Source organism: Mycobacterium canetti CIPT 140010059 (assembly GCF_000253375.1).
In the GTDB taxonomy this organism is placed as follows: Bacteria; Actinomycetota; Actinomycetes; order Mycobacteriales; family Mycobacteriaceae; genus Mycobacterium; species Mycobacterium tuberculosis.
The window spans coordinates 2,973,273-2,996,024 of the sequence record NC_015848.1 but is presented as its reverse complement, the minus strand read 5'-3'; the positions used below and the strand labels follow the sequence as shown (position 1 = coordinate 2,996,024).

The window sequence follows — 22,752 nt, the reverse complement described above, 5'->3', positions numbered from 1 at the left end:
GCGGTTGGTCGATCGGTCGCATATCGATGGCGCCGTTTAACGTAACAGCTTTCGCGGGACCGGGGGTCACAACGGGCGAGTTGTCCGGCCGGGAACCCGGCAGGTCTCGGCCGCGGTCACCCCAGCTCACTGGTGCACCATCCGGGTGTCGGTGAGCGTGCAACTCAAACACACTCAACGGCAACGGTTTCTCAGGTCACCAGCTCAACCTCGACCCGCAATCGCTCGTACGTTTCGACCGCGCGCAGGTCGCGAGTCAGCAGCTTTGCGCCGGCAGCTTTCGCCGTGAAGCCGACCAGGGCATCGTAGGTTGCGCCACCGGTGACATCGTGCTCGGCGAGGTGGTCGATCAAGCCGCGATATGAGCGGGCATCCAGTGCCAGGTAGTTGCTGGAGGTGATGTCCGCCAAGTAGGCGTGGACGGCAACAGGGGCAATACGATGCGGCGGTGGTAGCCGGGTCAAGACCGAATAGGTTTCCACAGCCGCGTGCGCGATCAGATGGACGCCACGGTTGAGCGCGCGCACGGCGGCCTCGTGCCCTTCGTGCCAGGTCGCGAATCCGGCAACCAGCACGCTGGTGTCTGGTGCGATCACCGCCGTGTGCGATCGAGCGTTTCCCGAACGATTTCGTCGGTCAACGGGGGCAGGGGACGTTCTGGCCGTGCGACGAGAACCGAGCCTTCCCGAACGAGTTCGACACCGGTCGGGGCCGGCTCAATCTCGATGCGCCCATCGCGCTCGGTGATCTCCACCTGGTCGTTCCCGCGCAAGCCAAGGCGCTCGCGAATCCGCTTGGGAATCACCAGACGTCCTGCGACATCGATGGTTGTTCGCATGGTAGGAAATTTACCATCGCACGTTCCATAGGCGTGTCCTGCGCGGGATGTCGGGACGATCCGCTAGCGTATCGAACGATTGTTCGGAAATGGCTGAGGGAGCGTGCGGTGCGGGTGATGGGTGTCGATCCCGGGTTGACCCGATGCGGGCTGTCGCTTATCGAGAGTGGGCGTGGTCGGCAGCTCACCGCGCTGGATGTCGACGTGGTGCGCACACCGTCGGATGCGGCCTTGGCGCAGCGCCTGTTGGCCATCAGCGATGCCGTCGAGCACTGGCTGGACACCCATCATCCGGAGGTGGTGGCTATCGAACGGGTGTTCTCTCAGCTCAACGTGACCACGGTGATGGGCACCGCGCAGGCCGGCGGCGTGATCGCCCTGGCGGCGGCCAAACGTGGTGTCGACGTGCATTTCCATACCCCCAGCGAGGTCAAGGCGGCGGTCACTGGCAACGGTTCCGCAGACAAGGCTCAGGTCACCGCGATGGTCACCAAAATCCTTGCGCTGCAAGCTAAACCGACACCGGCCGACGCGGCCGACGCTTTGGCGCTGGCGATCTGTCACTGTTGGCGGGCGCCGACGATCGCCCGGATGGCTGAGGCCACGTCGAGGGCGGAAGCACGAGCAGCGCAGCAGCGTCATGCGTACCTAGCCAAGCTGAAGGCCGCCCGATGATCGCCTCGGTCCGCGGTGAGGTGCTCGAGGTGGCGCTTGACCATGTGGTGATCGAGGCCGCCGGTGTGGGCTACCGAGTGAACGCGACACCGGCGACGCTGGCGACGTTGCGGCAAGGCACCGAGGCCCGGCTGATCACCGCGATGATTGTGCGCGAGGACTCGATGACGCTGTACGGGTTTCCCGACGGGGAAACCCGCGACCTATTCCTGACGCTGCTGTCGGTCTCCGGCGTTGGGCCCCGGCTGGCGATGGCGGCACTGGCCGTGCACGACGCTCCGGCGCTACGGCAGGTGCTGGCCGACGGCAACGTCGCCGCCCTGACCCGGGTGCCTGGGATCGGCAAGCGGGGCGCCGAACGCATGGTGTTGGAACTACGCGACAAGGTTGGGGTGGCAGCCACCGGCGGCGCACTCTCGACCAACGGCCACGCGGTGCGCAGTCCCGTGGTCGAGGCTCTGGTCGGCCTGGGCTTTGCGGCCAAACAGGCCGAGGAGGCCACCGATACGGTGCTGGCCGCCAACCATGACGCGACGACATCCAGCGCGCTGCGGTCTGCCTTGTCGTTGCTGGGGAAGGCCCGATGACCGAGCGGTCCGACCGCGACGTTTCGCCCGCACTCACCGTCGGAGAGGGCGACATCGACGTCAGCCTGCGGCCGCGCTCGTTACGCGAATTCATCGGCCAGCCCCGGGTCCGCGAACAGCTGCAGCTGGTCATCGAGGGAGCCAAAAACCGCGGCGGCACACCGGATCACATTCTGCTGTCCGGTCCGCCGGGCTTGGGCAAGACGTCGTTGGCGATGATCATCGCCGCCGAGCTGGGGTCCTCGCTGCGGGTGACGTCGGGGCCGGCGTTGGAACGCGCCGGTGACCTGGCGGCGATGCTGTCCAACCTGGTCGAGCACGACGTGTTGTTTATCGACGAGATCCACCGCATCGCCCGGCCCGCCGAGGAGATGCTGTATCTGGCGATGGAAGACTTCCGCGTCGATGTGGTGGTCGGCAAAGGTCCTGGGGCCACGTCGATTCCGCTGGAGGTCGCGCCGTTCACCCTGGTCGGGGCGACTACCCGGTCGGGCGCGTTGACCGGCCCGCTGCGCGACCGGTTCGGCTTCACCGCGCACATGGATTTCTACGAGCCCGCCGAGCTGGAGCGGGTGCTGGCCCGCTCCGCCGGAATTCTGGGTATCGAGCTGGGCGCCGACGCCGGCGCCGAAATCGCCCGCCGTTCTCGGGGAACGCCGCGGATCGCCAACCGGTTGTTGCGCCGGGTGCGTGACTTCGCCGAGGTGCGCGCCGACGGCGTCATCACCCGCGACGTCGCCAAGGCCGCACTGGAGGTCTACGACGTCGACGAGCTGGGTCTGGACCGGCTGGACCGAGCGGTGCTCTCGGCGCTGACCCGCAGCTTCGGCGGTGGTCCGGTGGGTGTGTCGACGCTGGCGGTGGCGGTCGGGGAGGAGGCCGCCACGGTCGAGGAGGTGTGCGAACCATTTCTGGTGCGCGCGGGTATGGTCGCGCGCACCCCGCGCGGCCGGGTGGCCACCGCCCTGGCCTGGACGCACCTGGGCATGACGCCACCGGTCGGAGCGAGTCAACCGGGGTTGTTCGAGTAGTGCGCTGGAGGACCCGCTACGACGGTCCGTTCGCGCCGTTGGCGCCAAAAAGGATCCCGCCGCTGCCGCCGGTGCCGCCGGTGCCGCCATTGACGCCGTTGCCGCCGTTGCCGCCGAAGCCGACGAACGACGGGGCAAAGGAGCCGTTGGCAATGACCCCGGCGTTGCCGCCGTTGCCGCCATTGGCAGGCATGGCGCCGTTGCCGGCGTTGCCGCCGTCCCCGCCGACGCCGATACTAAACAGGCCGCCACCGTCACCGCCGTCACCGCCATTGCCACCAAGTCCAACGACTGTGGCGCCGCCGGCACCGCCGGCACCGCCGGCGCCCAGGCCGATCAGCGCGGCGCCCTGGCCGCCCTGGCCGCCCAGACCGCCGACGCCGTTGCCCACGTTGACGGCGAACCCGCCGATGCCGCCGCCGCCGCCGGCGCCCAGGCCGATCAGCGTGGCGCCCGTGCCGCCCGCGCCGCCCGCGCCCCCGGTGCCGTTGGAGCCGCCACCGAGGCCGCCGAAACCGCCGACGCCCGTGCCGATGAGCACAGCGCCGGCGCCGCCCAGGCCGCCGTCGCCGCCGGTACTTTCGCCGAAGCCGCCGAGGCCGCCGGAGCCGCCCTGGGCGTAGCCGATCAGGGCGCTGCTGTCACCGCCGGCGCCACCGTCACCGGCGTTGGATCCGATTGCGGTACCGGCACCACCGTTGCCACCGTCACCGCCCAGGCTGAACAATCGACCTCCCGCGGTGCCGCCGGCGCCACCGTCACCGCCGTTGTTGTTGCTGGTGCCGCCGGCGCCGCCATCACCGCCCAGGCCAAGGAATAGACCGCGGCCAGCGCCGCCGGCCCCGCCGGTGCCGCCGACGTCTTCGCTCGATCCGCCGACGCCGCCGGCGCCGCCGACGCCAAAGAGCGAACCGCTGGCGCCGCCGTTGCCGCCGGCCCCACCGTTTCCAAAAGCAGCGAAACCGCCGGGCCCGCCGTTGCCGCCCCAGCCGATCAATGGGGCGTCGCCGCCGGCCCCGCCGGCTCCACCTGTGCCGGCAGGAACGTCCGTTGGGCCGCCGGGACCGCCGGCGCCACCGTTGCCGAGCAGCCATCCGCCGGCGCCGCCGGCCCCGCCGGCAGCACCGGCCCCACCGGCGCCACCATTGCCGCCGTTGCCGATCAGGCCCGCGGAACCACCGGCGCCGCCGGCCACCCCGGCGGTCGTTTGGGAGAAGCCGTTGCCGCCGTTGCCGTACAAAATCCCACCATCACCGCCGTTGGGGCTGGCCGCCGTTCCATTCGCGCCATTGCCGATCAGGGGACGCCCGAACAACGCCTGGGCGGGCGCATTGATCACGGCCAACAGATTCTGTTCCAACGCCTGCGCCGAAGCGTTGGCCGCCTCGGCGCTCGAATAGGCGCCACCGGCGGCGTTCAACGTTTGCACGAAGCTGTGATGAAATGCCGCGGCTTGAGCGTTCAGCGACTGATAGTGCGTGGCGTAATCACTGAACAGCCTTGCGATAGCCTGCGATACCTCGTCGGCTCCGGCCGCCAGCACCGAGGTCGTGGACGCCGCTGCCGTCGCGTTTGCCGCACTCAGCGATGTGCCGATATTCGCGACATTCTGCGCCGCCGTCGCCAGCATCTCTGGAGCTGCCGTGACAAACGACATCAGCCACCCTCCCAACCCGTCATGTGACACATGTCACGCGCCCTGATGATCAAGACTCTTTCAGAGGGCCTCCGTCGGGGTCTGCCATTTTTCGCGCTTCTTACTGCCTTCTCATAGGCGAACTGGGCGTAACGGGCTGCTTGGTTACCCGGCGCCGCGGCGGCCAGGCCCGATCACAGCAGCCCGAGCAGTCGCAGGTTGCTGATGTACTTCGCGATGATCGCCGCCGTGAGGTGCGGAATGTCTTTGTCCGGACCGATTTTCGCTTCTTGGACGGCAGCGCGGAACTGGTCGGTGGGCGCGATTGACCCGCATATCGGCTTTGCAGGCTCTCGGTAGTTGTGCAGCAAGGGCAGCAGCGAGGCGTGGCGCTGGCGATCCGGCAAGGCACGCAGCGAAGTCTCGAACCGCTGCAGCCACTCGCCGTAGTCGGCGATCCGCTGGATCGTGCAACCGGACCCGCTAGTTGGGGAGTTGAGCCAGTCGACGAACTCGTCCAGCCCGATGCCGTCGTCGTAGGGGTTCATCACGTGGTAGGTGACAAAACGGTCCGGGCTATGTGTCCCAAGGGTGCAAATGGCTTCTGCGACGAATTCGACCGGCAAGCCGTCATAGTGGGCGCGTTGCCGATTGCCGTGCGCATCCAGCTCATAGAACGAACCGGGTGCGATGCCGGTAGCGGCCAGGCTCAGCATCAGCCGGGTGAACATGTCCGGCAGGTTGAGCTGACCGGCATAGCTGGTGTCGGCCAGGATCATGTCGCAGCGGAAGACCGTCACCGGCAGGCCGCACTGCTCGTGAGCTTCGCGCAGCAGCACCTCGCCGGCCCACTTGCTGTTCGCGTAGCCGTTGGCGTAGCTGTCGTCGATCCTGCGGGTCGGGCTGATGGCCCGGATGTCGGCGTCCTCGGTGAACGCCTCCGGCGGGATCTGCTCGCCCACGGCGATCGTCGAGGTGTAGATGTATGGCTTGCGCTTGCCGGTCAGCGCCAGCCGAAGCAACTCGGCGGTGCCCGCCGCGTTTGGGCCGAACAGCTGGCTATACGGCAGCACGTGGTTGACCAGGGCCGCGGGGTCCACGATCAGGTCCACCGTGTCGGCTAGCCGCTGCCAGGTGACCCGGTCCAGGCCCAGGTCGGCCTCGCCCTTGTCGCCGGCGAGCACCTCGAGGCGGCCGGCGCCCAATTCGCGGTAGTGCCGCACCAAATACGGGTCGCCGCTATCGAACGTCGCGTCCAGCCGGGCTCGTGCTTCCTCGTCGGATCTGGCGCGGACCAGGCAGATCAGCTTGCCGTTGACCAGGTCCATGCGGTCGAGCCATTCCAGCGCCAGGTAGCGACCCAAAAAGCCGGTGGCGCCGGTCAGCAGTACGGTGCGCACTTGGGCGCTCGGTGCCGGCAGGTTCGGGGCTGCGGCCAGGGTGGCAGCGTCGATGAACTTGTCCAGCGTGAGGTCGCTGGCGTGCACTTCCGTCGCGGAGCGACCGTGTATCGAGGCGAAGCTGGGTCGCCTGACGCCGGTGCGCGCTGCTTCGATGTGGTCGGCCAGGGCCCGCAGGTCGCTTGCCGGGCTGACAATGACACCCACCGGCACGTCGACGCCGAAGATCTCGTGCAGCAGGTTGGCCAACGACAGCGCCGAGAGCGAGTCACCACCCAGGTCGGCGAAGTGCGCGTCCGGCCGCACATCCGCAGCGGTAGAGCCCAGCAACGCAGCCGCGGCACGGCACAGCGTCGGAAGCACCGGCGCATCGGGACCGCTTTGCCGCAGCTCGCGCAGCTCGTTGGATTGGCTATCGGCCAGCTCGGTATAGAGCCGCTCGAGACGTTCGCCATAGAACTTCTTCAACTGCGGGCGTGCCAGCTTGCGGATGCCGGTGAGCAGGCCGTTCTCCAGGGTGAACGGCGTGGTTTCGATGATGAAGTCGCGTGGAATCTCGTAGGATTGCAGGCCGGCCGCCCTCGCTACCTCCTGCAGGGACTCGCTGATCACGGGCTTGAGATTCTCGATGCCATGGCGAGAAAGCGCGTCCCCGGACGGGACAACCACCGCCAGCGGGTAGGCCCGGGCACTGTTGCCGTAGATGAAGATCTGTCGGACCAGCGGGCTGTCGCCGAACACCGCCTCGAGCTTCGACACGGCGATGAACTCGCCCTGGGAGAGCTTTAGCACGTTGTTGCGGCGGTCGAGGTAGACGAACTGGTCGGGGCCTACTTTGGCCATGATGTCCCCGGTCCGGTAGAAGCCGTCGGGGTCGAACACCTCGGCGGTGACATCCGGGCGCTGGTAGTAGCCGGGGAACATGGTTTGCGTCTTGACCAGCAGCTCGCCCCGGGGGTAGGGCTGATCGGTGCCGAAGTAGCCCAGCTCGGGCACGTCGACCAGCTTGTAGTCGATCACCGCGGGGCGCCGCACCATGCCGTCGTGCAGGACCATCCCGGCCTCGGTGGAGCCGTAACCCTCCACCAAATGCACGTCGGCCAGCAGGGACTCGACCCACGCCGTCATCTCAGCGGAGATCGGCGCGGAACCGGTCAGCGCCATGACAAACCGTCCGCCGAGCACGTTCTCCCGCAGCTCGGCCTTCACCTGCGCTTCCAGCGCCGCTCGATCGGCGCCGTCCACCAAGCGGCGGTCGACCTCGCTGTGGAACTCTGCGAACACCATGTCCCAGATGCGCGGCACGAAGCACAATTCTGTGGGCCGCACCAGGGCGAGGTCCTCGAACAGCGTCGACAGGTCGCTCTTGGCGACGAAGTAGGCGGTACCGCCGTTGGAAAGCGTCCCGTAGAGCACCTGACGGCCCCCGACGTGGCTCATCGGCATGAAGTTCAGCGTGATCGAGGGGTAACCGCTCGGCTCGAACCAGCCACTCGACTTGCGCCAGAAGCTCATCACCTGGCTCTCGCGATACATGGCGCCTTTGGGTGCGCCGGTACTACCCGAGGTGTAAATCAGCAGCGCCAGCGCGTCGTCGGCGCTGTCGGCAATGGGTGTGGCCGGCAGCGCCCTGCCGCGTTCGATCAGTTCGGCAAGTGTGTCGATGGTCACCGAGCCGGCCAACCGAGCTCGGGCGGCTTCGACGGCCTCGCGGTGGGTGTCAACCTTGCCGTGGTAATCGAATACGACCAGCCGGGCCGGGGCGTGACCGGCCAGCACTTCGACGGCGTCGCCAAGATTGTCGATGCTGGTGGCGATCATCGTCGGCTCGGTCTCGGTGACGATCGGGCGCAACCCGGTGACCGGCGCACTGGTCTGCAGTGGAACCGACACGGCGCCCAACCGGATCAGCGCGATGTCGATGGTTGTGTAGTCGACGCTGTTGAAGCCCAGCACGCAAACCCGGTCGCCCGGCCGGATCGCGGGCTCAGCGCTCAACGCGGTGGCCAATGTGCCGGCGCGGGCCCACAGTTCGCGGTAGGTGATGGTCTCGAACCGCGGCAGTAGCTCGACCATGGTGCGGCCGCTGTCGGGGTCGGTGACGAAGCGGAGCGCACGCTGGCCGAGTGCCGGCCGATCGGCGTAGCCCTCCATGACCATACGGATGAGCTGTGGAAGCGCGACCCCGGGCTGGTCGATCGCCTGGGTGATCGCCTCGTTGGGACTGGCGGCGGCGAACTGGGCGTCGCTGGCGTATAGGTCCTCGACGCGGCGTGTCAGTCGCTGATCGTTGATCGACATGCGGTCACCTCGGCGTGCCGGAAAGGGTGGGAAATCGACGGCGCGGCGCTGCGCCCGACCATTAGAACGTTAGCTAAAGTAAATATATTACACAATGCAAGCCTGCTGCTGATCGGCTGTGAGATGCGGCACGGGATGACGCAGTCGGGGCCGGCAGGCCGTCAGAGGTCGGCCAAGATCGCGCACACGATGTCCAGCCCCTCACTCAGCAGCTCGTCGCCGATGGTCAGCGGCGGCAGTAGCCGGATGATGTTGCCGAACATGCCGCAGGTCAAAATGATGACGCCGGCGGCGTGGGCCGCGGTCGCCAGCCGCTCGGTCAGCCCGGCGTCGGGCTCGGTGGTTCCGGATTTGACCAGCTCTACGGCGATCATGGCGCCGCGACCACGCACGTCGCCGATCCGGTCGTCGACGGCCTGCAGCGTCGTCAACCGGTCGGTCACCAGGCGTTCGATCTGGCGGGCCCGCTCGATCAGCCCGTCGCTTTCGATGGTTGCGATGGTGGCCAGCGCGGCCGCACAGGCCACCGGGTTGCCGCCGAACGTGCCGCCCAGGCCGCCCACGTGCGGGGCGTTCATGATCTCGGCGCGGCCGGTGACCGCCGACAGCGGCAATCCATCGGCGATGCCTTTGGCCGTGCAGATCAGGTCGGGCTCTAGACCGTCGGGGCCCTCGTGCTCGCAGGCGAACATCGCCCCGGTACGGGCAAAGCCGGTTTGCACCTCGTCGGCGATGAACACCACATGGTTCTTGCGGCACCAATCGAGGAGGGCAGGTAGGAACCCTTCGGCCGGAACGATGAAACCGCCTTCGCCCTGGATCGGTTCGATGACGAGGGCGGCCAGGTTGTTCGCGCCTACCTGCTTGTCGATGACGCCGATGGCTCGGGCCGCGGCTAGCTCACCATTGGTAGCCAGTTGCTTATCGAGGAGGCCGTCCCGATAGGGGTAAGACAATGGCGCTCGGTAGATCTCCGGCGCGAACGGACCGAAGCCGCTCTTGTAGGGCATCGACTTGGCGGTCAGCGCCATCGTTAGGTTGGTGCGACCGTGGTAGGCGTGGTCGAACGCCACCACCGCGGGCTTGCCGGTGTAGGAGCGTGCGATCTTGACGGCGTTCTCGACTGCCTCGGCGCCGGAATTGAACAACACCGAGCGCTTGGGGCCCGAACCTGGGGTAATCCGGTTGAGTTGCTCGGCGACGGCCACGTACCCCTCGTATGGCGTCACCATGAAGCAGGTGTGGGTAAATTCGGCCACCTGCGTGCGCACCGCATCCACCACGCGTGGCGACGAGTTGCCGATCGTCGTCACTGCGATGCCCGAACCCAGGTCGATGAGCCGGTTACCGTCCACGTCTTCCACGATGCCGCCGCCGGCGCGGGCTACGAACACCGGCAGGGTGACCCCAACACCGCTGGACACCGCCGCCGCCCGGCGGTGAGTCAGTGCCTGCGATGCGGGACCGGGGATTTCGGTGACCAGGCGCCGACTCTGCTGCAGGCTGGCCACAGATCCTCCTCACCCGGCTCGCCGGTTCACATCGCTGGTAAAGCCTATCTGCTGACCGATGTTTCCGGCCTGCCAGACTGGACGGGCACACTGGACTGTTACCAGGTGCGCGGCCCGCGGGTAGGCCTGGCACCGTGATCGCAATACCAATACGAAAGACGGGTTGATGGAGAGTTTCGTTTTGTTCTTGCCGTTCCTGCTCATCATGGGTGGGTTCATGTACTTCGCGTCGCGCCGCCAGCGACGGGCCATGCAAGCCACCATCGATCTGCACGACTCGTTGCAGCCCGGGGAGCGGGTACACACGACTTCTGGGCTGGAAGCCACCATCGTCGCCATTGCCGACGACACCATCGACCTCGAGATCGCGCCCGGGGTGGTCACCACGTGGATGAAGTTGGCGATTCGTGACCGAATTCTGCCGGACGACGACATCGACGAGGAGCTCAACGAGGACCTTGACAAGGATGTTGACGACGTGGCCGGCGAGCGCCGGGTGACCAACGATTCCTGACCGGCAACCGGCCGACCGGAACCGACGAGCCGCTTGCGCGACGCGCCCCGGCGCGACACGTAGGCTCTGTCGGGGGTAGAAAACTGATTCTCGAGGAGATACAAGGAACGTGGCATCGTCTTCGGCGCCGGTGCACCCTGCCCGTTACCTGTCGGTGTTCCTGGTGATGCTGATCGGCATCTATTTGCTGGTGTTTTTCACCGGGGACAAGCACACCGCCCCCAAACTCGGCATTGACCTGCAGGGCGGCACCAGGGTCACGCTGACCGCGCGCACACCGGACGGCTCGGCCCCGAGCCGGGAAGCGCTGGCACAGGCGCAGCAAATCATCAGCGCGCGGGTCAACGGGCTGGGAGTGTCCGGGTCGGAGGTGGTCGTCGACGGTGACAACCTGGTCATCACGGTGCCCGGCAACGACGGCAGCGAGGCACGCAACCTCGGACAGACCGCTCGGCTGTACATCCGGCCGGTGCTCAACTCGATGCCGGCGCAGCCCGCAGCCGAAGAACCGCAGCCGGCACCCAGCGCCGAACCGCAGCCGCCCGGTCAACCCGCCGCACCGCCGCCAGCCCAATCGGGGGCGCCGGCTTCACCGCAACCTGGGGCCCAACCGCGGCCCTATCCGCAGGACCCGGCGCCATCGCCCAACCCGACCTCACCGGCCAGCCCGCCGCCGGCGCCGCCCGCTGAGGCGCCGGCCACGGATCCGCGCAAGGATCTCGCCGAGCGCATCGCCCAGGAGAAGAAGCTGCGGCAGAGCACCAACCAATACATGCAGATGGTTGCACTGCAATTCCAGGCGACCCGCTGCGAGAGCGACGACATTTTGGCCGGCAACGACGACCCGAAACTGCCGTTGGTGACCTGCTCGACCGACCACAAGACCGCGTACCTGCTGGCGCCGTCGATCATCAGCGGCGACCAGATCCAAAACGCCACCTCGGGTATGGACCAGCGCGGCATCGGCTACGTCGTCGACCTGCAGTTCAAGGGTCCGGCGGCCAACATCTGGGCCGACTACACCGCCGCCCATATCGGCACCCAGACGGCGTTCACCCTGGACTCGCAGGTTGTCAGTGCACCGCAGATCCAGGAAGCGATCCCCGGCGGCCGAACCCAGATCAGCGGTGGGGATCCGCCATTCACCGCGGCGACCGCACGCCAGCTCGCCAACGTCCTCAAGTACGGGTCGCTGCCGCTGTCCTTCGAACCGTCGGAAGCCCAAACGGTTTCGGCGACCTTGGGGTTGTCATCGCTGCGCGCGGGCATGATCGCGGGTGCGATCGGCCTGCTGTTGGTGCTGGTGTATTCGCTGCTCTACTACCGAGTGCTGGGACTGCTCACGGCCTTGTCGCTAGTGGCTTCTGGCTCAATGGTTTTTGCGATCCTGGTGCTCTTGGGCCGATATATCAACTACACCCTAGATCTGGCTGGTATTGCGGGCCTGATCATCGGTATCGGGACCACCGCCGACTCGTTCGTGGTGTTCTTCGAACGCATCAAAGACGAGATCCGCGAAGGCCGTTCGTTCCGGTCGGCAGTGCCGCGCGGTTGGGCGCGCGCCCGCAAGACGATCGTGTCGGGCAACGCCGTCACTTTCCTGGCCGCTGCCGTGCTGTACTTTCTGGCGATCGGTCAGGTGAAGGGGTTCGCGTTCACCCTGGGCCTCACCACGATCCTGGACCTCGTCGTGGTGTTCTTGGTGACGTGGCCGTTGGTGTATCTGGCGTCCAAATCGTCGCTGCTGGCCAAGCCGGCATACAACGGCCTGGGAGCGGTGCAGCAGGTCGCACGCGAACGCCGGGCCATGGCTCGGACGGGCCGGGGATAGCCGATGGCGTCGAAAGCAAAGACCGGCCGCGACGACGAAGCCACGTCGGCGGTCGAACTCACCGAGGCCACCGAGAGTGCTGTGGCGCGGACCGACGGCGACAGCACCACAGACACCGCCTCGAAGCTGGGGCACCATAGCTTCCTTTCGCGCCTGTACACCGGCACCGGGGCGTTTGAGGTAGTGGGACGCCGCCGGTTGTGGTTTGGCGTGAGCGGTGCGATCGTCGCGGTGGCCATCGCCAGCATCGTCTTTCGTGGGTTCACCTTCGGCATCGATTTCAAAGGCGGTACCACGGTGTCGTTCCCGCGTGGCAGCACCCAAGTCGCGCAGGTCGAAGACGTCTACTACCGGGCCCTCGGCAGTGAGCCCCAGTCGGTGGTGATCGTCGGGGCCGGTGCTTCGGCGACGGTGCAGATTCGTTCGGAGACGCTGACCAGCGACCAGACGGCCAAGCTGCGGGACGCCCTATTCGAGGCCTTCGGGCCCAAGGGAACCGACGGTCAGCCCAGCAAGCAGGCCATCAGCGACTCGGCGGTGTCGGAGACCTGGGGCGGTCAGATCACCAAGAAGGCGGTGATCGCGCTGGTGGTGTTTCTGGTGCTGGTCGCCCTCTACATTACCGTGCGCTACGAGCGCTACATGACCATCTCGGCGATAACGGCCATGCTCTTCGACCTGACCGTCACCGCCGGCGTGTATTCCCTGGTGGGTTTCGAAGTCACCCCGGCCACGGTCATCGGCCTGCTGACCATTCTCGGGTTCTCGCTCTATGACACCGTCATCGTGTTCGACAAGGTCGAGGAGAACACCCATGGCTTCCAGCACACCACCCGGCGCACCTTCGCCGAGCAGGCCAACCTGGCGATCAACCAGACGTTCATGCGGTCGATCAACACCAGCCTGATCGGCGTGTTGCCGGTGTTGGCGCTGATGGTGGTGGCGGTCTGGCTGCTGGGCGTCGGCACCCTCAAAGACCTGGCGCTGGTGCAGCTGATCGGCATCATCATCGGCACCTACTCGTCAATCTTCTTCGCCACGCCGCTGTTGGTTACCCTCTGTGAGCGCACGGAGTTGGTGCGCAACCACACCCGTCGGGTGCTCAAACGGCGTAACTCCGGCTCGCCGGCGGGATCAGAGGACGCCAGCACGGATGGCGGCGAGCAGCCGGCAGCCGCTGATGAACAGTCGCTGGTGGGGATCACGCAGGCCAGCAGCCAATCCGCCCCGCGGGCGGCCCAGGGCTCCAGCAAGCCGGCGCCGGGGGCGCGCCCAGTGCGTCCCGTCGGTACCAGGCGTCCGACCGGCAAGCGGAACGCCGGTCGGCGGTAGGCGCGGTGGCCCCCCGCCGTCGGCGTCATACGCGCATCGCCGGCCTGCGAGTCGTTGGTACCGCGACGTTGGTCGCCGCAACCACGCTGACCGCGTGTTCGGGCAGCGCCGCGGCTCAGATCGACTACGTGGTCGACGGCGCGCTGGTCACCTACAACACCAATACCGTCATCGGTGCCGCGTCGGCCGGGGCGCAGGCATTCGCCCGGACTCTCACCGGGTTTGGCTATCACGGCCCCGACGGCCAAGTGGTGGCTGACCGCGACTTCGGAACGGTCTCGGTGGTGGAGGGGTCGCCGTTGATCCTCGACTACCAGATCTCCGACGACGCCGTCTATTCCGACGGCAGGCCGGTGACCTGTGACGACCTGGTATTGGCCTGGGCGGCCCAATCCGGCCGTTTTCCCGGCTTCGACGCTGCTACGCAGGCCGGCTATGTCGACATCGCCAACATCGAGTGCACGGCGGGGCAGAAAAAGGCCCGGGTGTCGTTCATCCCGGATCGCAGTGTCGTTGACCACTCCCAGCTGTTCACCGCGACGTCGCTGATGCCGTCGCACGTGATCGCCGACCAGCTGCACATCGATGTTACCGCGGCGTTGCTAAGCAACAACGTGTCAGCGGTGGAACAGATTGCGCGACTGTGGAATTCCACGTGGGACCTCAAGCCGGGCCGCAGCCACGACGAAGTCCGCAGCCGCTTCCCCTCGTCGGGACCGTACAAGATCGAATCCGTCCTGGACGATGGCGCCGTGGTGCTCGTCGCCAATGATCGTTGGTGGGGCACCAAGGCGATCACGAAGCGGATCACCGTCTGGCCGCAGGGAGCCGATATCCAAGACCGGGTCAACAACCGCAGCGTCGACGTGGTCGACGTCGCGGCCGGTTCATCGGGATCCCTGGTAACCCCCGACAGCTACCAGCGCACCGACTACCCGTCGGCCGGGATCGAGCAGCTGATCTTCGCACCACAAGGTTCACTCGCGCAAAGCCGCACCCGCCGCGCGCTCGCGTTGTGTGTACCCCGGGACGCGATCGCTCGGGATGCCGGGGTTCCGATTGCCAACTCGCGGCTGTCCCCGGCGACCGACGATGCCCTCACCGATGCCGACGGCGCCGCCGAAGCACGTCAGTTCGGCCGGGTGGACCCCGCCGCCGCTCGCGACGCGCTGGGTGGTACGCCGCTGACCGTGCGGATCGGCTACGGCAGGCCCAACGCTCGGTTGGCGGCCACCATCGGAACCATTGCCGACGCCTGCGCCCCGGCCGGGATCACCGTTTCGGATGTGACGGTGGACACACCCGGACCGCAAGCGCTGCGGGACGGAAAGATTGACGTATTGTTGGCGAGCACCGGTGGGGCCACCGGCAGCGGATCGAGCGGATCGTCTGCGATGGATGCCTATGACTTGCACAGCGGCAACGGAAACAATCTATCGGGGTACGCAAACGCTCAGATCGACGGCATCATCAGCGCGCTCGCGGTGTCGGCCGACCCCGCCGAGCGGGTCAGGTTGCTTGCCGAGGCCGCGCCGGTGCTCTGGGATGAGATGCCAACCTTGCCGTTGTACCGGCAGCAGCGCACGTTGTTGATGTCGACGAAAATGTATGCGGTGAGCAGGAATCCGACGCGATGGGGGGCAGGGTGGAACATGGATCGCTGGGCGCTGGCGCGGTGACGATGGCCAGTGCCATCTGCAGGTAATTGACAGAATTCCACGACGAGAAGCGGACCTATCGGAGCGTAGTGTCGCAGGTGCTCCGGGCTGTCTGGGAGAGGATGTGTGCCATGGCGGTACATGGGCTGGTGACTACGTGTTGAACGTGATCGCGACGGGGCTCTCCTTAAAGGCACGGGGGAAGCGCCGCCGGCGGCGTTGGGTCGACGGCGGGCGGGTATTGGCGCTCGGTGAGTCCCGCCGGAGCTCAGCCACATCTGTGGCCGACGTGGTTGCGTCGCTGACCCGGGATGTGGCCGACTTTCCGGTTCCTGGCGTCGAGTTCAAGGACCTCACCCCGCTATTCGCCGACCGAAGAGGATTGGCCGCGGTAACCGAAGCGCTGGCCGATCGGGCGTCCGGAGCTGACCTGGTGGCCGGCGTCGACGCCCGCGGGTTTCTGGTGGCAGCCGCGGTCGCCACCCGGCTCGAAGTCGGTGTGCTGGCCGTTCGCAAGGGCGGCAAGCTGCCCCAGCCGGTGCTCAGCGAGGAGTACTACAGGGAGTACGGCGCCGCCACTCTGGAGATTCTCGCTGAGGGCATCGAGGTTGCGGGCCGCCGTGTCGTGATCATTGACGACGTGTTAGCAACCGGCGGCACCATCGGCGCGACGCGACGCCTGCTTGAGCGCGGTGGCGCCAACGTGGCCGGGGCGGCCGTAGTGGTGGAACTTGCGGGGTTGAGCGGTCGCGCGGCGCTCGCACCGCTGCCGGTGCACAGCCTGAGCCGCCTGTGAGGGATATCCTCTAGGTCGGAGGTGACGAACGTGGCCGAGGACCAGCTCACGGCGCAAGCGGTTGCACCGCCCACGGAGGCTTCTGCGGCTCTCGAGCCCGCTCTCGAGACGCCCGAGTCGCCGGTCGAGACTCTTAAGACCAGCATCAGCGCGTCGCGTCGGGTGCGGGCCCGATTGGCCCGGCGGATGACCGCCCAGCGCAGCACCACCAATCCGGTGCTCGAGCCGTTGGTGGCGGTGCACCGGGAGATCTATCCCAAGGCCGACCTGTCGATCTTGCAGCGAGCCTACGAGGTCGCTGACCAAAGGCATGCCAGCCAGTTGCGGCAGTCCGGTGATCCCTACATCACCCACCCGTTGGCCGTTGCCAACATTCTGGCCGAGTTGGGCATGGACACCACCACTTTGGTGGCCGCGCTGCTGCACGACACCGTCGAGGACACCGGTTACACCCTGGAGGCGTTGACCGAGGAATTCGGCGAAGAGGTGGGCCATCTCGTCGACGGGGTGACCAAGCTGGATCGGGTGGTGTTGGGCAGCGCCGCCGAAGGCGAGACTATTCGCAAGATGATCACCGCGATGGCCCGCGATCCGCGGGTGCTGGTGATAAAGGTGGCTGACCGGTTACACAACATGCGCACCATGCGCTTCTTGCCGCCGGAGAAGCAGGCCCGCAAGGCCCGTGAGACGTTGGAAGTCATTGCACCCCTGGCGCATCGGCTGGGCATGGCCAGCGTCAAGTGGGAGTTGGAGGACCTGTCCTTCGCGATCCTGCATCCCAAGAAGTACGAGGAGATCGTCCGGCTGGTCGCCGGTCGCGCGCCGTCCCGGGACACCTACCTGGCCAAGGTGCGTGCCGAAATCGTCAACACGCTGACCGCGTCGAAGATTAAGGCGACGGTGGAGGGCCGCCCCAAGCACTATTGGTCGATCTACCAGAAGATGATCGTTAAGGGCCGCGACTTCGACGACATCCACGACCTGGTCGGTGTGCGCATCCTGTGCGACGAAATCCGGGACTGCTACGCGGCTGTCGGCGTAGTGCATTCGCTATGGCAGCCGATGGCGGGTCGGTTCAAGGACTACATCGCCCAGCCCAGATACGGTGTGTACCAGTCACTGCACACCACTGTGGTCGGGCCTGAGGGCAAGCCGCTGGAAGTGCAGATCCGTACCCGCGACATGCACCGCACCGCCGAATACGGCATCGCCGCGCATTGGCGCTACAAAGAAGCCAAGGGCCGCAACGGTGTTCTTCATCCGCATGCCGCCGCGGAGATCGACGACATGGCCTGGATGCGTCAGCTGCTCGACTGGCAACGTGAGGCGGCCGACCCCGGTGAGTTCTTGGAATCATTGCGCTACGACCTTGCGGTGCAAGAGATTTTCGTGTTTACCCCCAAGGGCGACGTGATCACGCTGCCAACCGGTTCGACGCCGGTGGACTTCGCTTACGCGGTGCACACAGAGGTGGGCCACCGCTGCATCGGCGCCCGAGTGAACGGCCGGTTGGTAGCGCTGGAACGCAAGCTGGAAAACGGAGAAGTTGTCGAGGTTTTCACGTCCAAGGCGCCGAACGCCGGGCCGTCGCGGGACTGGCAGCAGTTCGTGGTGTCGCCGCGCGCAAAGACGAAGATCCGCCAGTGGTTCGCCAAGGAGCGGCGTGAGGAGGCGTTGGAGACCGGTAAGGATGCGATGGCCCGCGAGGTGCGCCGCGGTGGACTTCCGTTGCAGCGCTTGGTCAATGGTGAGTCCATGGCGGCGGTGGCCCGCGAGCTGCACTACGCGGACGTGTCAGCACTCTATACCGCCATCGGTGAGGGGCACGTGTCGGCGAAACACGTCGTGCAGCGGTTGTTGGCCGAGCTCGGCGGTATCGACCAGGCGGAAGAGGAACTCGCCGAGCGGTCCACGCCGGCGACCATGCCGCGGCGCCCACGCAGCACCGACGATGTCGGGGTCTCCGTCCCCGGCGCCCCGGGCGTGCTGACCAAGCTGGCCAAGTGCTGCACGCCGGTTCCGGGCGATGTGATTATGGGGTTCGTCACCCGTGGCGGCGGGGTCAGTGTGCACCGCACCGACTGCACCAACGCCGCATCGCTGCAGCAGCAGGCCGAGCGCATCATCGAGGTGCTATGGGCGCCGTCGCCGTCGTCGGTGTTTCTGGTGGCAATCCAGGTCGAGGCACTCGACCGGCACCGGCTGCTGTCGGATGTGACGCGCGCACTGGCCGACGAGAAGGTCAATATCCTGTCCGCGTCGGTCACCACTTCGGGGGACCGGGTGGCGATCAGTCGATTCACCTTCGAGATGGGTGACCCCAAGCACCTCGGGCACCTGCTCAACGCCGTCCGCAACGTCGAAGGTGTCTACGACGTCTACCGGGTGACCTCGGCCGCGTAGCGCGCTTTTCTCCGCCGAGCAGACGCAGAATCGCATTGGGCGGGCTGATTTCGTGCGATTCTGTGTCTGCTCGGCGAGCGTCGGGCTAATCCAGCAGCACCGACGTGATGGTGACTTCGGTGGCGGGCTTGCCATCTTCGCCGCCACCGGCGACGCCGGCCTTGGCGATCTTGTCCAGGGTGGTCAGTCCGTCGGCCTGGATCGTGCCGAACACGGTGTATTGGGGTGGCAGCTTTGAGTCCCGGTAGACCATGAAGAACTGGCTGCTGTTGGTATTAGGGCCGGCGTTGGCCATGGCCAGTGTCCCGCGCGGATAGATGACGGGCTCGTTCAACTTGGGGTCGTTCGCCGAGTATTGGTCGGTGGGGTATTCGTTGGCGAACTGGTAGCCCGGACCGCCCGTGCCGTCGCCCTTAGGGTCGCCGCATTGCAGAACCGCCAACATTGGTGAGGTGGTCAGCCGGTGACAAGTGGTGCCCTTGAAGAAACCCTGCTGCGCGAGGCTGACGAAACTATTGACCGTACACGGCGATTCGTTGTTGGCCAGCATTAGACCGATGTTGCCCTGGTTGGTCACCATGCTCACGCTGACCTGGGCCGGGTCGGTGGGTACCTTGCCGGTCCGGGGCAACTTGACCGGTTTGACGGCCTTGTCCGGCGACGGCGGGTACTGGCAGTTGGCGCCGAGGTTGGCCGACGGCTTGAACGGCGGCAGCGGGGGAGCGGTCGCGGCCTGCGGGGGGCTGGTCGAGGCCGAGTCGGTGGGGGTTGCTGACGTGGTGCTCTGGTGGTCGTCCTTGTTGACCACCACCGTGACGACTACCGCGACGATCACGGCCACCGCTGCGAGTGAGCCACCGACGATAGTCAAGATGCGACGGCGTTTGGCTTGCTTGGCGCGGCGCTCTAGTTGTCGTTCGAGTTTGCGTTTGGCGGTGGCACGTCGCTGAGCATTGGTCGGCACGAAAGCACAGGCTAATCGGGGCGCCGCGACCGGTGTCAAGTGGCCCATGTTCGCGGCCCGCCTCGTCCCCGGACGCCGGGGATGGGAAACTGGGAACCGTGTTGATCACCGGATTTCCTGCGGGGTTGCTGGCGTGCAACTGTTATGTGCTGGCCGAGCGGCCCGGAACCGACGCCGTCATCGTCGATCCGGGCCAGGGTGCGATGGGCACGCTGCGTCGCATCCTCGACAAGAACCGGCTGACCCCTGCCGCGGTGCTGCTCACCCACGGACACATCGATCACATCTGGTCCGCCCAGAAGGTCTCAGACACCTTCGGCTGCCCCACCTATGTGCATCCCGCCGACCGGTTCATGCTGACCGACCCCATCTACGGCCTGGGCCCGCGGATAGCGCAGCTGGTTGCGGGTGCGTTCTTTCGTGAGCCTAAACAGGTTGTGGAGCTGGACCGAGACGGCGACAAGATCGACCTCGGCGGCATCTCGGTCAACATCGATCACACACCGGGTCACACCCGCGGGTCGGTGGTCTTCCGGGTCCTGCAGGCGACCAACAACGACAAGGACATCGTGTTCACCGGTGACACCCTGTTCGAGCGTGCGATAGGCCGCACCGACTTGGCCGGCGGCAGCGGCCGCGACCTGTTGCGCTCCATCGTCGACAAACTCCTGGTGCTCGACGACAGCACGGTGGTGCTGCCCGGGCACGGCAACTCCACCACCATTGGGGCCGAGCGGCGCTTCAATCCGTTCCTTGAGGGCTTGAGCCGGTGACGGAATTCTCGTCATTTTCGGCCCCCAAGGGGGTACCGGACTACGTCCCGCCCGACTCGGCGCAGTTCGTCGCGGTGCGCGACGGGCTGCTCGCGGCGGCCCGTCAAGCCGGCTATAGCCACATCGAGCTGCCCATCTTCGAGGACACCGCCCTGTTCGCCCGGGGCGTGGGTGAATCCACCGACGTGGTGTCCAAGGAGATGTATACGTTCGCCGACCGTGGCGACCGCTCGGTGACGCTGCGGCCCGAGGGCACCGCCGGGGTGGTGCGTGCGGTGATCGAACACGGGCTGGATCGCGGCGCGCTGCCGGTGAAGTTGTGTTATGCGGGCCCGTTTTTCCGCTACGAGCGTCCGCAGGCCGGCCGGTATCGCCAGTTACAGCAAGTCGGGGTGGAGGCGATCGGCGTCGACGACCCGGCGTTGGACGCCGAGGTGATCGCCATTGCCGACGCCGGGTTCCGCTCGTTGGGTCTCGACGGGTTCCGGCTGGAAATCACCTCCCTGGGAGACGAGAGTTGCCGTCCGCAGTACCGGGAACTGTTGCAGGAGTTCTTGTTTGGACTCGATCTCGACGAGGACACCCGCAGGCGCGCAGGGATCAATCCGCTGCGGGTGCTCGACGACAAGCGACCCGAATTGCGTGCGATGACGGCGTCGGCGCCGGTGTTGCTGGATCATCTGTCTGATGTCGCCAAGCAGCATTTCGACACCGTGCTCGCCCATCTGGACGCGCTTGGAGTGCCCTATGTCATCAACCCGCGCATGGTGCGCGGCCTGGACTACTACACCAAGACCGCCTTCGAGTTCGTCCATGACGGGCTTGGTGCGCAATCGGGGATCGGCGGCGGGGGGCGCTACGACGGCCTGATGCACCAGCTTGGCGGGCAGGACTTGTCGGGCATCGGGTTCGGGCTGGGCGTGGACCGGACCGTGCTGGCGCTGCGGGCCGAGGGCAAGACGGCGGGGGACAGCGCCCGGTGCGACGTGTTCGGCGTGCCGCTTGGCGAGGCGGCCAAGCTCAGGCTGGCGGTGCTGGCTGGACGACTGCGCGCGGCCGGGGTGCGGGTTGACCTTGCCTATGGTGATCGCGGGCTCAAAGGCGCGATGCGCGCGGCCGCTCGTTCCGGCGCCCGTGTTGCGTTGGTAGCGGGCGACCGCGACATCGAGGCCGGGACGGTCGCAGTGAAGGACTTGACGACGGGTGAGCAAGTTTCGGTCTCGATGGATTCGGTTGTGGCCGAAGTAATTTCGCGGCTGGCTGGGTAGTCGCCGCTTCCAGCCGGAGTCACCGAAATCACTTGCGCCACCGTGGCCGCAGGGCCTCAAGGCGGCCATTCTTGTCGGTGGGCGTCATATGCTTCAAACATGGGTTTCGAGTAGCCGAGAAGAGATCCTGGAGGTGTTTGACGCGCTGCACAACGTGGTGTCTCGGCTGATAGGGCTGTCGTTTGACGAGCCGACCACCCCGAGCGGCTGAGGCTTTTGGAGCGGCTCGCGCGGGAAGTCCGTCAGTCGCCGGTGGCCTAGCATGAGGCCCGGTTGCGGTCAGACGCCGGCCGCCGACCGGAGCCGCCGGACGAACTGTGCTATGGCCGCACCGATTTCCTCTGGGCTGTCCTCCTGAACGAAATGCACGCCGGGCACTGTGATTTCGGTCTGGTTGGGCCAGCTCCGGACATAGTCACGGATGCGGCCGGTGATGATCGCGCCGGGCTCGGCGTTGATGAACAGTTTCGGCATGTCGGTTTCCTCGAGCCAGCTCCGGTACTCGTTGACCAACGCGACGACCTCGGCGGGCTCACCGTCGATTGGAAGGTTTCGTGGCCACGACAACGTGGGGCGACGGTCCTCGCCGCCGTTCACGAATGGCCGCCGATAGTGGTTCATTTCCTCGTCGCTGAGCTGTCGCAGGATCGCCCCGGGCAGCACCCGTTCGACAAAGATGTTGTGCTCCAACGCCATTGGCTCGCCTTGAGGCGATCGGAAACCCTGGAACACACCCCGCACGGCCGGCGGCCAGTCCGCCCACGTCATCGGGGTGACGATCGCTTCCATGAACGCGATCCCCTGCACTCGGTCGCGATGCTGGTTAGCCCAGTCGAAGCCGAGCGCCGAGCCCCAGTCGTGCAGCACCAGTACCACGTGGTCGCCGAGGTCGAGCGCATCCCAGAGCGCGAACAAAAAGTCTCGTTGCTCGCCATAGCTATAGCGGTCGGGTCCCGATGGGCTGAGCTTGTCCGACGCGCCCATCCCAATCAGATCGCAGGCCACCAGCCGGCCCAGCCCTTCCAAGTGCGGCATGATGTTGCGCCACAAGTAAGACGACGTGGGGTTGCCGTGCTGAAAGACGATGGCGTCACCCTTGCCTTCGTCGATATACGCCATGCGCTTCCCGGCGATTTCTAGGTACTTCGGCTGCCCGTAGGGCTCGACGCCGAATGCTGTCATAAGGCCTGGCTCCTGTCTGTGCGGGCAGAGATGGCATATCACATCCTGTGCG

Annotated in this window: 18 protein-coding genes; 11 read left to right on the top strand and 7 right to left on the bottom strand. The window is 66.5% G+C overall.

The window, feature by feature from the left end; translation table 11 throughout:
- Window positions 1–191 precede the first annotated feature (191 nt).
- Together MCAN_RS13855 and MCAN_RS13850 are read right to left on the bottom strand one after the other, a co-directional pair.
- Window positions 192–596 carry a type II toxin-antitoxin system VapC family toxin gene (locus MCAN_RS13855; RefSeq protein WP_014001345.1) on the bottom strand — a complete coding sequence of 135 codons (405 nt, stop codon included), beginning with the start codon at window positions 594–596 and terminating at the stop codon, window positions 192–194.
- The gene (locus tag MCAN_RS13850; RefSeq protein ID WP_003413429.1) at window positions 593–838 is read right to left on the bottom strand and encodes an AbrB/MazE/SpoVT family DNA-binding domain-containing protein; all 246 of its coding nucleotides are present in this window, start codon (window positions 836–838) and stop codon (window positions 593–595) included. Before MCAN_RS13850 ends, MCAN_RS13855 begins: the two co-directional genes overlap by 4 nt.
- A 108-nt stretch (window positions 839–946) precedes the next feature.
- Here MCAN_RS13850 and ruvC point away from each other — a divergent pair, with 108 nt between their 5' ends.
- The 3 genes from ruvC to ruvB are packed head-to-tail and all read left to right on the top strand — an operon-like array spanning window position 947 to window position 3,131.
- The gene (ruvC, locus tag MCAN_RS13845; RefSeq protein WP_003413426.1) at window positions 947–1,513 is read left to right on the top strand and encodes a crossover junction endodeoxyribonuclease RuvC; all 567 of its coding nucleotides are present in this window, start codon (window positions 947–949) and stop codon (window positions 1,511–1,513) included.
- On the top strand, window positions 1,510–2,100 hold the full coding sequence (ruvA, locus tag MCAN_RS13840) for a Holliday junction branch migration protein RuvA (protein WP_003413421.1): 591 nt from the start codon (window positions 1,510–1,512) through the stop codon (window positions 2,098–2,100). The genes ruvC and ruvA overlap by 4 nt, the downstream gene beginning before the upstream one ends.
- On the top strand, window positions 2,097–3,131 hold the full coding sequence (ruvB, locus tag MCAN_RS13835) for a Holliday junction branch migration DNA helicase RuvB (protein ID WP_003413416.1): 1,035 nt from the start codon (window positions 2,097–2,099) through the stop codon (window positions 3,129–3,131). Before ruvA ends, ruvB begins: the two co-directional genes overlap by 4 nt.
- Window positions 3,132–3,147: 16 nt before the next feature.
- On the opposite strand, the gene MCAN_RS13830 is transcribed toward ruvB, so the two are convergent.
- The 3 genes from MCAN_RS13830 to gabT form a co-directional block, all read right to left on the bottom strand.
- Window positions 3,148–4,788, bottom strand: a complete 1,641-nt coding sequence (locus tag MCAN_RS13830; protein WP_014001344.1) for a PE family protein — start codon at window positions 4,786–4,788, stop codon at window positions 3,148–3,150.
- A gap of 173 nt (window positions 4,789–4,961) precedes the next feature.
- The gene (car, locus tag MCAN_RS13825) at window positions 4,962–8,468 is read right to left on the bottom strand and encodes a carboxylic acid reductase (RefSeq protein WP_014001343.1); all 3,507 of its coding nucleotides are present in this window, start codon (window positions 8,466–8,468) and stop codon (window positions 4,962–4,964) included.
- Window positions 8,469–8,629: 161 nt separating this feature from the next.
- The gene (gene gabT / locus MCAN_RS13820; protein ID WP_003413395.1) at window positions 8,630–9,979 is read right to left on the bottom strand and encodes a 4-aminobutyrate--2-oxoglutarate transaminase; all 1,350 of its coding nucleotides are present in this window, start codon (window positions 9,977–9,979) and stop codon (window positions 8,630–8,632) included.
- A 166-nt stretch (window positions 9,980–10,145) separates the two neighbouring features.
- On the opposite strand from gabT, the gene yajC reads away from it, so the two are divergent.
- The 6 genes from yajC (at window position 10,146) to MCAN_RS13790 (ending at window position 18,513) form a co-directional block, all read left to right on the top strand.
- Entirely contained in the window at window positions 10,146–10,493 is a 348-nt protein-coding gene (yajC, locus tag MCAN_RS13815; protein WP_003413391.1) for a preprotein translocase subunit YajC, read from the top strand.
- A gap of 109 nt (window positions 10,494–10,602) precedes the next feature.
- Window positions 10,603–12,324: a protein translocase subunit SecD gene (gene secD / locus MCAN_RS13810; protein WP_003413385.1), complete on the top strand. Its 1,722-nt coding sequence runs from the start codon at window positions 10,603–10,605 to the stop codon at window positions 12,322–12,324.
- A 3-nt stretch (window positions 12,325–12,327) separates the two neighbouring features.
- Window positions 12,328–13,656, top strand: coding sequence for a protein translocase subunit SecF (secF, locus tag MCAN_RS13805; protein ID WP_014001342.1), 1,329 nt, complete (start codon window positions 12,328–12,330; stop codon window positions 13,654–13,656).
- Between the two features lie 5 nt (window positions 13,657–13,661).
- A complete protein-coding gene (locus MCAN_RS13800) occupies window positions 13,662–15,335 on the top strand; it encodes an ABC transporter substrate-binding protein (protein WP_014001341.1) in 1,674 nt (557 codons plus the stop codon).
- Between the two features lie 103 nt (window positions 15,336–15,438).
- Entirely contained in the window at window positions 15,439–16,110 is a 672-nt protein-coding gene (locus tag MCAN_RS13795; protein WP_014001340.1) for an adenine phosphoribosyltransferase, read from the top strand.
- A 30-nt stretch (window positions 16,111–16,140) separates the two neighbouring features.
- On the top strand, window positions 16,141–18,513 hold the full coding sequence (locus MCAN_RS13790; protein ID WP_003413368.1) for a RelA/SpoT family protein: 2,373 nt from the start codon (window positions 16,141–16,143) through the stop codon (window positions 18,511–18,513).
- A gap of 85 nt (window positions 18,514–18,598) precedes the next feature.
- Here MCAN_RS13790 and ppiB read toward each other — a convergent pair whose 3' ends face one another.
- Entirely contained in the window at window positions 18,599–19,477 is an 879-nt protein-coding gene (gene ppiB / locus MCAN_RS13785) for a peptidylprolyl isomerase PpiB (protein ID WP_003917032.1), read from the bottom strand.
- 98 nt (window positions 19,478–19,575) lie between these two features.
- Between ppiB and MCAN_RS13780 the strand changes: the two genes are divergently transcribed.
- Entirely contained in the window at window positions 19,576–20,250 is a 675-nt protein-coding gene (locus tag MCAN_RS13780) for an MBL fold metallo-hydrolase (RefSeq protein WP_003413366.1), read from the top strand.
- A complete protein-coding gene (gene hisS / locus MCAN_RS13775) occupies window positions 20,247–21,518 on the top strand; it encodes a histidine--tRNA ligase (protein ID WP_003413365.1) in 1,272 nt (423 codons plus the stop codon). The genes MCAN_RS13780 and hisS overlap by 4 nt, the downstream gene beginning before the upstream one ends.
- Window positions 21,519–21,797: 279 nt before the next feature.
- Here hisS and MCAN_RS13770 read toward each other — a convergent pair whose 3' ends face one another.
- Window positions 21,798–22,700 (bottom strand): haloalkane dehalogenase, encoded by a 903-nt coding sequence (locus MCAN_RS13770; RefSeq protein WP_003413363.1) that lies wholly within the window; start codon window positions 22,698–22,700, stop codon window positions 21,798–21,800.
- Between the last annotated feature and the right edge of the window lie 52 nt (window positions 22,701–22,752).

Coding starts and splice junctions, on each gene's coding strand:
- MCAN_RS13850 (WP_003413429.1), bottom strand. CDS start 838: ATGCGAACAACCATCGATGTCGCAGGACGTCTGGTGATTCCCAAGCGG.
- ruvA (WP_003413421.1), top strand. CDS start 1,510: ATGATCGCCTCGGTCCGCGGTGAGGTGCTCGAGGTGGCGCTTGACCAT.
- ruvB (WP_003413416.1), top strand. CDS start 2,097: ATGACCGAGCGGTCCGACCGCGACGTTTCGCCCGCACTCACCGTCGGA.
- MCAN_RS13830 (WP_014001344.1), bottom strand. CDS start 4,788: ATGTCGTTTGTCACGGCAGCTCCAGAGATGCTGGCGACGGCGGCGCAG.
- car (WP_014001343.1), bottom strand. CDS start 8,468: ATGTCGATCAACGATCAGCGACTGACACGCCGCGTCGAGGACCTATAC.
- yajC (WP_003413391.1), top strand. CDS start 10,146: ATGGAGAGTTTCGTTTTGTTCTTGCCGTTCCTGCTCATCATGGGTGGG.
- secF (WP_014001342.1), top strand. CDS start 12,328: ATGGCGTCGAAAGCAAAGACCGGCCGCGACGACGAAGCCACGTCGGCG.
- MCAN_RS13770 (WP_003413363.1), bottom strand. CDS start 22,700: ATGACAGCATTCGGCGTCGAGCCCTACGGGCAGCCGAAGTACCTAGAA.